The 12,931-nt window shown below is 47.5% G+C and carries 9 protein-coding genes and 3 pseudogenes; 2 read left to right on the top strand and 10 right to left on the bottom strand.

All coding sequences use genetic code 11. The annotated features are described in order from the left end of the window. Positions 1-189: 189 nt before the first annotated feature. The 4 genes and pseudogenes from dprA to JCM10914_RS31230 all read right to left on the bottom strand — a co-directional run. A pseudogene (gene dprA / locus JCM10914_RS31635) lies at positions 190-761 on the bottom strand (DNA-processing protein DprA); the annotation flags it as partial. Positions 762-1,126: 365 nt separating this feature from the next. After that, positions 1,127-2,056 carry a succinate--CoA ligase subunit alpha gene (sucD, locus tag JCM10914_RS03405; protein WP_023957448.1) on the bottom strand — a complete coding sequence of 310 codons (930 nt, stop codon included), beginning with the start codon at positions 2,054-2,056 and terminating at the stop codon, positions 1,127-1,129. Positions 2,057-2,152: 96 nt separating this feature from the next. Next, entirely contained in the window at positions 2,153-3,313 is a 1,161-nt protein-coding gene (gene sucC / locus JCM10914_RS03400; RefSeq protein WP_023957446.1) for an ADP-forming succinate--CoA ligase subunit beta, read from the bottom strand. A 207-nt stretch (positions 3,314-3,520) separates the two neighbouring features. Next, the gene (locus tag JCM10914_RS31230; RefSeq protein ID WP_269433829.1) at positions 3,521-3,649 is read right to left on the bottom strand and encodes a hypothetical protein; all 129 of its coding nucleotides are present in this window, start codon (positions 3,647-3,649) and stop codon (positions 3,521-3,523) included. Between the two features lie 148 nt (positions 3,650-3,797). On the opposite strand from JCM10914_RS31230, the gene JCM10914_RS03395 reads away from it, so the two are divergent. Continuing rightward, positions 3,798-6,041 carry an AraC family transcriptional regulator gene (locus tag JCM10914_RS03395; RefSeq protein ID WP_023957444.1) on the top strand — a complete coding sequence of 748 codons (2,244 nt, stop codon included), beginning with the start codon at positions 3,798-3,800 and terminating at the stop codon, positions 6,039-6,041. Between the two features lie 19 nt (positions 6,042-6,060). On the opposite strand, the gene JCM10914_RS03390 is transcribed toward JCM10914_RS03395, so the two are convergent. The 3 genes and pseudogenes from JCM10914_RS03390 to JCM10914_RS03380 form a co-directional block, all read right to left on the bottom strand. Beyond that, complete coding sequence (locus JCM10914_RS03390; protein ID WP_023957442.1) at positions 6,061-6,924, bottom strand: carbohydrate ABC transporter permease; 864 nt, start codon at positions 6,922-6,924, stop codon at positions 6,061-6,063. 13 nt (positions 6,925-6,937) lie between these two features. Then, positions 6,938-7,857 (bottom strand): annotated as a pseudogene (locus JCM10914_RS03385) (ABC transporter permease). A 23-nt stretch (positions 7,858-7,880) separates the two neighbouring features. Continuing rightward, entirely contained in the window at positions 7,881-9,416 is a 1,536-nt protein-coding gene (locus tag JCM10914_RS03380) for an extracellular solute-binding protein (protein ID WP_023957438.1), read from the bottom strand. A gap of 387 nt (positions 9,417-9,803) precedes the next feature. On the opposite strand from JCM10914_RS03380, the gene JCM10914_RS03375 reads away from it, so the two are divergent. After that, positions 9,804-11,408, top strand: coding sequence for a YifB family Mg chelatase-like AAA ATPase (locus JCM10914_RS03375; RefSeq protein ID WP_023957436.1), 1,605 nt, complete (start codon positions 9,804-9,806; stop codon positions 11,406-11,408). A 93-nt stretch (positions 11,409-11,501) separates the two neighbouring features. On the opposite strand, the gene JCM10914_RS03370 is transcribed toward JCM10914_RS03375, so the two are convergent. From JCM10914_RS03370 to JCM10914_RS29170, 3 genes and pseudogenes are all read right to left on the bottom strand, one after another. Next, complete coding sequence (locus JCM10914_RS03370; protein WP_023957435.1) at positions 11,502-11,885, bottom strand: YraN family protein; 384 nt, start codon at positions 11,883-11,885, stop codon at positions 11,502-11,504. A 7-nt stretch (positions 11,886-11,892) separates the two neighbouring features. Then, positions 11,893-12,186 carry an EscU/YscU/HrcU family type III secretion system export apparatus switch protein gene (locus JCM10914_RS03365; RefSeq protein WP_023957433.1) on the bottom strand — a complete coding sequence of 98 codons (294 nt, stop codon included), beginning with the start codon at positions 12,184-12,186 and terminating at the stop codon, positions 11,893-11,895. Continuing rightward, a pseudogene (locus JCM10914_RS29170) lies at positions 12,183-12,931 on the bottom strand (hypothetical protein); the annotation flags it as partial. The gene JCM10914_RS03365 and the pseudogene JCM10914_RS29170, both read right to left, overlap by 4 nt.

The following is a 12,931-nucleotide window of genomic DNA, read 5'->3' as shown; positions in this document are numbered from 1 at the left end:
CAGTTCATCATTTGTCAACCTTTCGTACATTTCCGATGAATGCTGATCACCCTGCCGCATCTTATTGTATGTATTTTCTGCCCTATTTGGCAACAGATAATCATATTCTTCCATAATATCCTGGCTGCAGGTTACCATTTTGGCACCTTGTTTGATTAGATCCAGCGTTCCTCTGCTCTTCGGTGATGTCACTGGCCCTGGAACAGAAAAAACATCTCTTCCTGCCTCCAGCGCCAAATCAGCCGTAATGAGCGATCCACTGCGAGCATCAGCTTCAACAACCACCGTACCGAGCGTAAGACCCGCTATTATTCGGTTCCGTTGCGGAAAGAAGCCAGGGTGTGCCTTCGTACCTGGCGGATACTCGGACAGGATCAACCTGTGTTAGCAATCTCTTCATATAAAGAACGATTCTCTGGAGGATAAATCACATCGATTCCTGCTCCAAGCACTGCTATCGTAGTCCCCCTACTCTTTATAGCCGTCTTGTGAACGATGCTGTCAATGCCCCTGGCCATGCCGCTTACGATGGAGAATCCGGCCTCGGCCATTTCAGACGATAAATTCTCGGCCATCTTTCTTCCATAGGCTGTTGGTAGACGAGTACCAACCATAGCAATCGCAGGCACGAACAAACATTCCACTCGGCCAAGACCGTATAACACCCATGGTGGCTGCGGGGTAGACTTCAGAGATTGCGGATAGTGATCGTCAAGGGCTGTAATAATACTTACTTTTGCACCATTTGTCAACTTTCCCATAATCCCAGTAGCTTGATTGATTGCGATATCATGCTCATCCGACTGATAGTTTCGACACCGTTCAACAGCAGCTGGGTAATCAATCGCCATCTTATTAGCTCGCTCGACAGATAGACCGCATTGCCTCCAATCGGTTGCGCCATAAGTCAGTAACCCCTCATGCAAATGCCCGCCTTCTATTATCCGATTAATTGTCTTCCAACCGATCCCCTCACATTCATGCAATGCAACCAGAAGTAAATGGTCTATCTTCATTTAATACGCACCTCCTAATTGAAATGTATAATAAAAAAGCAACCTTTCGTCTCCACTATCGGGAAACAAAAGGTTGCTTACCTTACTTTATAATTAATGCTTACATGACTCTAGTGAGTTGTGCAAGACGCGAGCAGACCCTTCTCCTCGAGCACACTAACGAGAGTGGAGCCCATTTCGGACGGAGTTGGAGCTACTTTGATGCCGCAAGCTTCAAGTACAGCCATTTTTTCCTTAGCTGTGCCTTTACCACCAGAGATAATCGCACCAGCATGACCCATGCGTTTTCCTGGAGGCGCAGTGGCCCCACCGATGAAGCCCACAACCGGCTTGGTCATGTTCTCTTTAATCCATTCAGCCGCTTCTTCCTCAGCCGTACCACCGATTTCACCGATCATGATCACCGCTTTGGTATTCGGATCTTCATTGAACAATCTTAAAACGTCAATAAACTCGGTTCCTTTGACAGGGTCTCCACCAATACCTACTGCAGAAGACTGGCCGATTCCCCGAGCAGTCAACTGATGAACCGCTTCATACGTGAGGGTACCGCTACGGGATACAACGCCAACATGTCCTGGCGTGTGGATGTAGCCCGGCATAATACCGATCTTGCACTCGCCCGGTGTAATGACACCAGGACAGTTAGGTCCAATCAGACGAGTCTTCTTGCCTTCAAGGTAACGAGATACCTTCACCATATCCAGCACAGGAATACCTTCGGTAATACAGATGACGAGTTCCATCTCTGCATCGATGGCTTCCAGAATGGAATCCGCAGCGAACGCTGGCGGAACATAAATAACGCTTGCGGTTGCACCGGTCTTAGCCTTTGCTTCTTCAACCGTGTTGAAGACTGGCAGGCTCACGGTTTCGCCGTTCTCAAGCTTAATTTCAACCTCGGTACCGCCTTTGCCCGGCGAAGTTCCGCCGACCATCTGGGTGCCGTAATCCAAGGCACCCTTCGCATGGAACAGGGCTGTTTTGCCTGTAATCCCTTGCGTGATAACTTTTGTATTTTTATCGATCAAAATACTCACGATTGATTCACATCCCCTATTGTTATTTGAAAATGAAAGCAACCGCACGGCAGGACTAAAGAGTCCATCGTGCCATGCCCCTTCAGGAATGAAATATTACTGAACGAGGGAGACGATCTTCTGTGCTCCGTCGGCCATGGAATCAGCAGGTACGATGTTAAGACCGGATTCAGCCAAAATCTGCTTGCCGAGATCCACATTCGTTCCTTCCAAACGTACAACAAGCGGACGTGTCAAGCCCAGTTGCTTAGCGGCTTCAACAACACCTGTGGCAATAACGTCGCAACGCATAATACCACCAAAGATATTGACGAAGATCCCCTTCACTTGCGGATCAGACAAAATGATCTTGAAGGCTTCGGTAACCTTCTCTGTGGTTGCACCGCCCCCTACGTCAAGGAAGTTAGCCGGGTCTCCACCATAGTACTTGATGATATCCATCGTAGCCATCGCAAGACCGGCTCCGTTAACCATACAGCCGATGTTGCCATCAAGAGCTATGTAACTCAAGTCATATTTGGATGCTTCGATCTCTTTCTCATCTTCTTCATCCAAATCGCGCAGTTCCAGAATGTCCTTGTGACGGAACAATGCATTGGAATCAAAATTCAGCTTCGCGTCAAGAGCCATGACGTTGCCATCGCCCGTTACGACCAGCGGATTGATCTCAGCGATAGAGCAATCCTTCTCCACGAATGCTTTGTACAAAGCCTGCATAAACTGAACGGCTTTACCCACCAATTCGTTCGGGATGTTAATGGAATACGCCAATTTACGAGCTTGAAACGTCTGAAGGCCGATGGCTGGATCCACAACTTCCTTGAAGATTTTCTCAGGAGTCGCTTCTGCAACCTCTTCGATTTCAGTACCGCCCTCTTCCGACGCCATCAGAACGACGCGGCCGGTCGCACGGTCTACTACTAAACCAATGTAATACTCTTTGCGAATATCGCAGCCCTCTTCAATAAGGAGACGCTTGACTTCTTTGCCTTCCGGACCTGTCTGGTGAGTGACCAGGACCTTGCCCAGAATTTCCTCGGCATAAGCACGAACCTCGTCGAGGTTCTTCGCCACTTTGACACCGCCTGCTTTACCGCGGCCACCTGCGTGGATCTGTGCTTTGACAACGGTTACGGGGCTTCCCAGGGACTGTGCAGCTTCCACAGCTTCCTCCACCGTAAATGCTACCTTGCCGTTCGGAACAGCTACTCCATATTGCTTCAGTACTTGTTTTCCTTGATATTCATGGATATTCATTCTCGAATCCTCCTATCAACATGACTGGAACAAGGCGGGTTAATATGAGATTGCTTATTCAAGCTATTCCCCTATCAACCTTTATATATAAACCCAAGTAATTGTAACATGTTTTTAAAACGCTTACCTTAAAAAGTTCACTTAATCTCCACTCGTTTTGATATGGGTATGATTCCGCCTAGAGAATAATTGGGAATGAATGTGTTTTCATGATTTGTTTTTCCGCACGTATTGGATTAATCCGACGACGATTAAAGCAACGAATCCCAGGAAAATAACGGGAATAACAATGAATGCGAGTAAAGAAATAATAATATTCTCCCACAGTATTTCCATTCATCCTAACCTCCATTTACTTATACTTCCTGCTATTTTTTATTCTATCATAATTGTCCATCCGAAAATAAAACGCTTTATCCTTGTCCTTCTATCCAGTAGAATGGTTGGGGACCCTAGTAAGCGTATACATAAGGAGATTCATGTAATGAAACTATTGCAGTTAGCTTTTCCTCGTAATTCCTTGTTCGTCAAAATGCTCCTTTATTTTCTAATTGTGATCGTGCTGTTGTCCTCCTATAATATCTGGTCAATGACCTTCTATACCCGACATGTAAACAACGAGATTGTGAAATACAATCTGACACTCATTCGCAATACGGTGGATAACTTCGAGAAGCAATATTCGACTTGGAAGAGCCTTCTCCTCAATCTACAGCATGATGAATATGTCGGTAATATTAGTCGTCAAGCAGATACTGGCGGGAAGATGATGATCGATTACCTCCAAGTGGACATGGTCACGAACCAAATTCGAACCTTGGTCTCACAGCCCTTCTACCATTTGAATAATGTTATGGTTTATTACCGCAATCATTCGTTTCTGCTGGAGCGTGACGGTATCGTCAATGACGATCGGATGTTCGCGCATTATTATACAAGCGAATCCTATCCCCTTGAGTTCTGGAAACGCGGACATGACGCAACCGGGTTTCTTCAGATTTTGCCGAGTCGGCCCTTCGCCATCGGACCGGATAAGAAGGAGATGCTGTTGCTTCCCCTCACGACGAATGTTCCGAATAATGCGTGGGAGATCATTGCGTTCGTAAATATGCAAAATTGGTATGAGTCTTATCAAGGAATGACGGGTTCCAGGTTTCTGTTGCTGGATACGTCCGGAACCGTCTTGTTCGAGTCTGCACCGAGTGCAACAGAGAAGTCATTACCTGCCTGGGATGGTCAATCCGAATGGATGATGAGCGAAGGTTCGTATTATTTTTTCGAGCAAGGATCCCGTTCTGGTCTAACCTACGTGTCCGTTATTCCGCATAGTGAAATGAATCAGAGCATCAGCCGCATGAATTGGATCGCCATCCTGCTGTTTGCCTCTACCCTGTTGATCGGGATTCTCGCATCGTGGTTCTTCACCCGTCAAATTAATCTTCCTCTGAAGCGTATCATTACAGGGCTTGATCAATCGGACAGTGAAGTTTTCTCTAGCACCATTTCGGAATTCAACAAAATCGCCAGCCACCTAAACGGTTTACAACGTGAACGCATCGCCATCAATGAGTGGATGGATCATACCAAACCGCTGTTGACGAGTTACAATTACATGGCCCGCTTCAAAAATATCGAGATTGACGCGAGGGCCTCCAACGATCTATGGGTAAGCGACGGTGATTTCATGGTGATAGTATATGGACTCCGGTACAGACAAACCTCATCACAAGTGTCTAAGGATCGGTTGAATAGAACCACTGGCAAGATTAAAGAGATCATTGAACTCCAGGTCCAAGATACGTTCCCGCTATCGCACACGCTGCAGATGGAGAGCAACCAGATATTATCGATTGTATATACAGGTGATAAGTCGGCAGAAGTACAACGGTGCCTGAACAGATTAGCACAGATATTCGACCATGATCGCACTTCGTACCTGGTTACGATTACCGTCTCCTCCGTATTTCAACAAACTTCGAGCTTCGACCAGGCATACGCAGAAGCGATGGCGCTCTTTCAACAAGCGATGCCGATCGAGGAGACGCAAATTATATGGGAGAAAGAGCCGACAATCGAAGCCGTAGGTTTCACTGCCGAACAAGAGCATGAGTTCTATGTTAATCTGCAGGCGGGGAATGAAGCAAGCTGTCTACATCTCGTCGACCGGGCTATCGAACGTTTGCAGCGGCAGCATGCGACAGCGGAACAACTACATCAATTTGCTTGGTCTGTGTCCAACCGGATGAGAAGAACGATGGAGTTGCTAAAGATCGATACGGATTCTCGTACCGATTCGTTGGATATGTTCGCTTACTGCATCACTACGGAGCAATACCGGGAAGCTCTTCATAGCGAGTTATCCTATGCTGCCCATGCGATCCGCATAAAACGTGAGGAGCACTACGATATCATTCAATACGTTATTCACTATTTGGAATCTCATTATGCAGAGGAAATATCGCTCGAACAATTGGCCCATAAGCTGAATATGTCGCCTACTTACCTGTCCGGTTATATCAAAGAGAAGACGGGAAGCAATTTCAGCGATCAGCTTAATGCGATCCGGATCACCAAAGCGAAAAAGCTCCTGGAGTCGAATAATATTCCTGTCGCCGAAGTAGGAAGTCGCATCGGGTACCGTAATGTGACCTCTTTCATCCGCATGTTCAAAAAAATAACCGGCCAGACACCTGGTGATTACCGGAAGACTCATCGAATCCGGAAATAACAGGTGTGCGGCCGGCCGCTTAACCCTTAACGGAGCCGATTAAGGCTCCTTTAACAAAATACTTCTGTATGAACGGATACACCATCAGGATCGGCAAAGTCGATACCATGATCGTGGCGAATTTAAGCCCATCCTCTACAACGACCGTATCACCGATAATCGGACCTTCACTACCGATAAGCTGCCCGGATAATACAATATTCCTTAAAATAACTTGTAGTGGCTGCAGGTCTGCATCCCGAAGGTACAGCAGTGGACCCATGAAGTTATTCCACATACCCACGGCATAATACAATCCGATCGTTGCTAATACCGGCTTCGAAAGAGGCAATATGATCCGAAAGAAAATCCCAATCTCAGACAAGCCGTCTATTTTCCCTGATTCCTCAAGCTCTTGCGGCATCCCTATGAAGAAGGTTCGCATAATCAGGAGATTCCACGTACCTACCGCACCTGGAAGCACCATGCCCCACACGGTATTAACCAACCCAAGCTCTTTTACGACCAGAAAGGTCGGAATCATGCCGCCGCCAAAGAACATCGTGAATACGATCATCAGCAAAATCGGTTTACACATGACCATTTTCGTCTTGGACAAAGCATACGCGCCAAGCGCCGTTACAATTAGAGATATTGCCGTACCCAATATGACATAAATCAATGTGTTCTTGTAACCTTTCATTACGCGGCCATCTTCGAACACGTACTGATACATATCGATATTAAATCCCTTCGGCCAAAGCCATACTTGACCTTTAGCAATGGATGCCGAATCACTTAACGATACGGCCAACATATATACAAATGGGTACAGACACGCAACGACGACCCCGCATAATATGACCGCGTTCAGTACGTCAAACCAATTAAATTTTTGTTTCACTGCAGATCCTCCCCTACCATATGCTGCTTCCACTGACCCGACGGCTGAATGAATTCGCTGCAATGATAAATATGAAGCTGATAATGCCGGTAAACAAGTCTATGGCTGTGGCATAACTGTAATTACCTTGGGTTAGACCCACCCGGTAGACATAGGTTGAAATAATATCTGCCGTTTCGTAGGTAGCCGGCGTAGCCAGCAAATATACTTTCTCAAAGCCGATCTCCAATATTTTACCGATATCCAGTATAAGAATAATAACAATCGCCGGGGCAATACCAGGAAGTGTAATGTTCATCGTCTGTCTCCACCGGTTTGCTCCATCCATTCGTGCCGCCTCATACAATTGCGGATCGATGGCAGTTAATGCGGCAAGATAAATAATCGTGCCCCATCCGATGTGCTGCCACACATCCGTCGTAATGTAAATGGTTCTAAACCAGGATGCTTCAACCAAAAAATTGATCCTATCAAGACCGACGGCACTGATCAATTGGTTGATCATGCCGCTTGTCGGAGACAGGAACATAACCGCAATTCCCGCGACAACGACGTTGGAAATAAAGTGCGGGAGATAACTGACTGTCTGCACGAACCGCTTCATGAATGATTTTCTCACCTCATTGATGAGCAGAGCCAGAATAATCGGTGCGGGGAATCCAAATACAAGCTTATAAAGTCCCAACAGGAACGTATTCCGCAGCACAGGCCAGAAATCCGGCGTATTAAAAAACATCTTGAAATATTTAAAGCAACCCAGTCACTCTCGGTGATGCCCTTAAACAAGTTGTAATCCAAGAAAGCGATGGAAACCCCGAAAATCGGCACATATTTGAAAATGACATAATATAAAACACAGGGCAGAACCAGCAGCAATAAGTATTTATCCCGTCTTACTCTACGGAGAAAATTCGGTTGTCTGGGTGCTTGCAAATCACATCCTCCTTTAGCGCCAATCAATGACCTTCATTCAAGAACTTCTGAGTCCGCTCGTATGCATTTTTATGAACGTCAAGCACTTGCTGAACGCCTAATTTATTGATTTCATTCACGTAAGCATCCCATTCGTCCATCTTCTTCTGTCCGAGAATGAATTTGGATATTTGCTCTTCATGAAACTTCTTCACCGTAGCGCCAACCATGCTGATCACTTCATTCTCTTCATTCGTGTAAGCAAGTCTTGGCTGCGCTCTGGTTTCATGGTCAGGAGCTATCTTCATGGCTGCCTGCATTTTTGGTGAATACATGGAATCAAAAGCCGTCATATCCAGCACCATATGAGCGCCGACTGTTGCAATTCCGGTCTTGGTTCTCAGGTCACCATATTCCTTGTAATCCTCGTTAAACTTACGCACACCATTCTCTAGCGTGTACGTTTCGCCTTCCTTGCCCCACGTGGCCAGCTCAATTCCTTCTGGTGAGAACAAGAAATCTAGGTACTCCAGTAGCGCTTCCTTCTCTTTCGAATTCGAATAGACAGCAAACCCGTCCCCCGACAAACCGGCAAACACATTCTGAGACTTACCGTCAGGTGTTCCGATTGGAGGTACCATGTAATCAAGACTAAACTCACCCGCTTGATCTCCGAGCATTAACGGAAGCTCATCCATAATACCGATGTAGTCGCTTGCGATAAACGATTTGTTCTGTAATAGCAAATCATTGAACTGCTTACGTTTATGGGCCATGAAATCGGGTGCAACAAGCCCCTCCTGGTAGAACTTATTCATGTATTCAACCATGACTTTGTAATTGTCTTCCGTCGGTCCGTAACGCCACTCTCCGGTCTCGTAGTCATAGAAGTAACCGCTATCCGTATTGAATGCCGGCGCCATATTGATTAGCGGGCTTAAGCCGTTAAAGACAGCAATCGGAAAGCTATCCGGATATAAAGACTTCAACTCCTTAGCAACCGTATACAGTTCTTCGTATGTAGTCGGTGGAGTCAAATTATGCTCCTTGAATACATCATCACGGTACAACCAAGCCCGTCTGGATTGCTGTTCTGGACCGTACAATGGCATGAAGAAGTTCTTGCCTTCAGGAGACAGAATGGCAGCTTTCACCTCTGGGTGTTCCTCAAGAAATTTCTTATAGTTCGGCATGGTATCCAAATGTTCAAAGAAATCAACAAAAGCTCCGCTTCCACCGTGCGTATTAGCTGCGCTCAGGCTGTTCACCATCATCAAATCCGGTATTTCCCCAGAGGATATCGCCAAATTCATGGTGGTGGTATAATCGCTCATAACAGGCTGAACTTTAAAGGAAATCCCGGTTTCTTCTTTCAAGTATTGATAGATTGGCCAGCTCTCCTTATATGGCCAATTCGTATGGGAGAATGTCATCATCTGAAGCGTGATTTCTTTCTTGTCGTTAGCGCTTTCAGGATTTGCCTCTTTAACGCCTCCTTCCTTGGAGCATCCACTCAATAGTGCGCCAGTCATCACTGCTGCTAACGCCATGACCCCCAGCTTGCGATTCCAAATCTTCATGTAACCCTCTCCTTATATTCTTTATGTTGTACAAGATCCTCTGCCGCATTAAAGCTGAGGATCATTTACGAGTCTGATTCTACCCTTGAACTCCTTGCGTTGCCTATTCACATTCCTTCCCGTTACTGCCTGATCCTCATAATCAGAAGAAATGGCAATCATCTGAGACTTGGTATACTGAATAGCTTAAACCGTTGATATATCTGGGCTTATCAAGGAGTCCTTCTATATAATCTTGATAACGAATGACCTGACGATTGACATAATTTCGCTCAGCTTTTACAATACGGGCTATATACATTAACCGAAATAGAGGAAGCACCCTTTTCGATTCATGGACGAAGACAGTTCTTCGCCAGCGATATTTGAGAAGAGGTGCTTTTATTTATGTATGGTAAATTGCATAGCGCATGTCTGCACGGCATTGACGGGGTTGTTATCCAGGTCGAGATCGATTTGGCTAATGGACTCCCGCAAACGGCCATCATCGGTCTGCCGGATTCCTCCATCCGCGAATCTGTAGAACGAGTACGTGCAGCGATTAAAAATTGCGGATTCACTTATCCGCTGAAACGAATCACCATCAATCTCGCACCAGCAGATCTCCGCAAGGAAGGGTCATCCTTTGATCTAGCCGCCGCGCTTGGTATCTTAATGACAAGTGAGCAATTGCAATTCAAGGAAACCGAGCAAATTCTAACGATTGGGGAACTCGCATTAGACGGTACATTGCGGCCCGTAACCGGTATTCTGCCCATGGTGGAACGTGCCAAGCGGGATGGATTCACCGGGGTGCTTCTTCCGTGGGAGAATGCTGCAGAAGCAGCATTAATCGGGGGAATTAACGTATACGCTCTAAGGCATCTGCAGGAGTTAATTCAACTTGGCTCCAGCGAAGCGAAGCAGGAAGCCTCCTCATCTACACCTGTAACCGCCTCGCTTGCCAAACTATTATATGAACGGCCAGCTCGCTTGAACGAGCAGGCGTTCGACAGTAATTACGCAGAGCCACTTGAAGATTATCGGGACGTAATCGGCCAGCAGCATATTAAACGGGCGCTGACCATTGCTGCTGCGGGTATGCACAATATTATGCTCATCGGTCCACCCGGAACAGGTAAGACGATGCTCATGAAACGTCTTCCGAGCATTCTTCCTCCTTTGTCTGAACAAGAAGCGCTAACCACCACGAAAATATTCAGTGCCGCCGGCAAGTTTAAACAATCCGACGGACTCATGAAGGGCCGTCCTTTTCGCGCACCCCATCATACCATTTCAACTGGCGGGCTAGTTGGTGGAGGCAGTATCCCCAAGCCTGGCGAAGTCAGCCTGGCACACAAAGGTATTCTGTTTCTTGACGAGCTACCGGAGTTCTCCAGAAATGTACTCGAAGTGCTTCGGCAGCCGCTGGAGGATCGCGAGGTAACGATTAGCCGCGCACGCGCGGTATTCACGTTTCCTGCACATTTTATGTTAGCATGCTCGATGAACCCCTGTCCGTGCGGTTATTATGGCAGCGACCATCCTCAGCATCATTGCAGTTGCAGTGTTGGCCGAATCAGTCAGTATCGTGCGAAGATTTCCGGCCCTTTGCTGGACCGAATCGATCTCCAGGTCGAAGTCCCTCGTCCCAAAGAGTGGCCGAGTGACACGAAACCCATTACGTCTGCGCATATGCGGGATCAGGTCTATGCGGCTCAAGCGATTCAATTAGCGCGATATCATCGGCTGCCCATTAGCTCAAACAGTGAATTGTTCGGCAATTATTTAAGAAGATTTGCGGTATTGGACAAAGCTTCCGCTGAGATGCTGCAAGCAACGCTCGACACACTCGGCTTAAGTATGCGGGCGTATGACCGAATTCTCAAACTGGCACGAACGATTGCGGATATCGATGGTGCTGAGTCCATTCAAAGCCAGCATGTTGCCGAAGCTATACAGTATCGCCAGTTAGATCGGCAATATGTAACTATGGAAGAAACGTCTGGTTAAGCCATCTTGGATGCCATTCATAATAAAAGAAGGAGTGAGGATATGCATTATCCTCACTCCTCTTGATATTACTCGTATCCTCGCGATGTTCAGCTAGAACGCATCCTGGATATGTTCTATCGAAAAAACCGTCATATCTCCGTTCAACATGACAGCGATGACATCAAAGCGAATCTGAGTATACTTGCAGCGCTTGCGATACATATACTGTTCCGCGGTCTGGCGAACTTGCAGTATCTTGCGGGCATCCACCGATTCGGATGGTGTGCCGAAACTGGCTGTGCCGGTCCGGCTGCGAACTTCTATGAATACGAGTATCCCCGCCTGATCGGCGATAATATCCAATTCACCTGTGCGGCAGCGCCAGTTCCGTTCCAGTACACGATATCCTTCATCAATCAGCTTCGCGACAGCAGCCGTTTCCGCGAGCGCACCTTTCAGTTTTCGATTGTCCTTCCTGCCATTAGGGACATTCATTCACGATTCATGCTCCCTTCCTTCGCCTGTCCATCTGCCTGTACACGTAAGTTAACACCTCGGCTACCAGTTGGTATAATTCAGCCGGTATTTGCTGATCCAGGTCCAGCTTGGATAAGATCTCTACAAGCGCAGCATCCTCCTGTACCGGGACGCCATGTTCCATCGCTTTGCTGAGGATCGACTCGGCGAGCTTTCCCTTTCCCTTGGCTACGACAATCGGAGCCTCGCTCTCGCCAGGGGTATATTTCAAAGCAACGACTTTTTTCATCGCTTGATCGGGTGTTTGCCCTGCAGTCATATTCTAAGATCCACCCCTTTGTAGGATTGGGGAGTGAATTCGGCTGCCGTGCCCTGAACATCCGGCTCGATTGAAGCTTTGGAAGCGACAGGCAAAGGCTCGGTTCTAACGCTCAACAGCTGATAACCGATGGACTCGACGGCGGCCGTCAGCTCCTGCTTCCGCCCTTCGAACAGTTCGGCAGCAACCTCATGATCGTTACGAAATTGCAGACTTACGATCCGATCCACTACCTGGACATCAATCAAGGTTGGCCCTAGAAATTTCATATCGAGATCAAACAACAGCCGACAATTGGCGGCATCCAGCTCACCCTTCTGCCCCCTGCGCGACTGAATATGTACCGAAGCCGTCTGCTCACCATCTGCCCCGTGGAGTGGTATGAACATCGTGACCTGCGCGAATGGAGCTGTTCGATCCGTATTCAGCAGTAGCTGCTGTCCCGTAAGATGCTGCACGAATTGCTGAGCTGCCTCCTTAAGAGCAGGAGGCGTATCCTGACTGGCCAACACTTGAAGCAGCACGCCCTTTAGCGTATCCTGCTGGGCAATCGAATCGCCAGCTCCAGACACTATGGTTGCCGCTGCCGGTAGACCGGTAATCGGAGTTGCTTGCGGCGGCTGAACATTGGGGGTAAAGCCGGGAACGGGCTGCGCCGAAGCGCTTGCCAGGTTTGACGCGGGGATGTTGGTGCCTTGCGTTGTCCCCGCGTTTACAGCCTGTTGCTGCCGCGGTAGATACTGGT

The sequence above is a fragment of the Paenibacillus sp. JCM 10914 genome (assembly GCF_001315105.1).
Classification (GTDB): Bacteria; Bacillota; Bacilli; order Paenibacillales; family Paenibacillaceae; genus Paenibacillus_AQ.
The sequence above is the reverse complement of the archived record's forward strand: the minus strand, read 5'-3'. Positions and strand labels throughout refer to the sequence as shown.

Coding starts and splice junctions, on each gene's coding strand:
- sucC (WP_023957446.1), bottom strand. CDS start 3,313: ATGAATATCCATGAATATCAAGGAAAACAAGTACTGAAGCAATATGGA.
- JCM10914_RS03395 (WP_023957444.1), top strand. CDS start 3,798: ATGAAACTATTGCAGTTAGCTTTTCCTCGTAATTCCTTGTTCGTCAAA.
- JCM10914_RS03365 (WP_023957433.1), bottom strand. CDS start 12,186: ATGACTGCAGGGCAAACACCCGATCAAGCGATGAAAAAAGTCGTTGCT.
- JCM10914_RS03370 (WP_023957435.1), bottom strand. CDS start 11,885: ATGAATGTCCCTAATGGCAGGAAGGACAATCGAAAACTGAAAGGTGCG.
- JCM10914_RS03375 (WP_023957436.1), top strand. CDS start 9,804: ATGTATGGTAAATTGCATAGCGCATGTCTGCACGGCATTGACGGGGTT.
- JCM10914_RS03380 (WP_023957438.1), bottom strand. CDS start 9,416: ATGAAGATTTGGAATCGCAAGCTGGGGGTCATGGCGTTAGCAGCAGTG.
- JCM10914_RS31230 (WP_269433829.1), bottom strand. CDS start 3,649: ATGGAAATACTGTGGGAGAATATTATTATTTCTTTACTCGCATTCATT.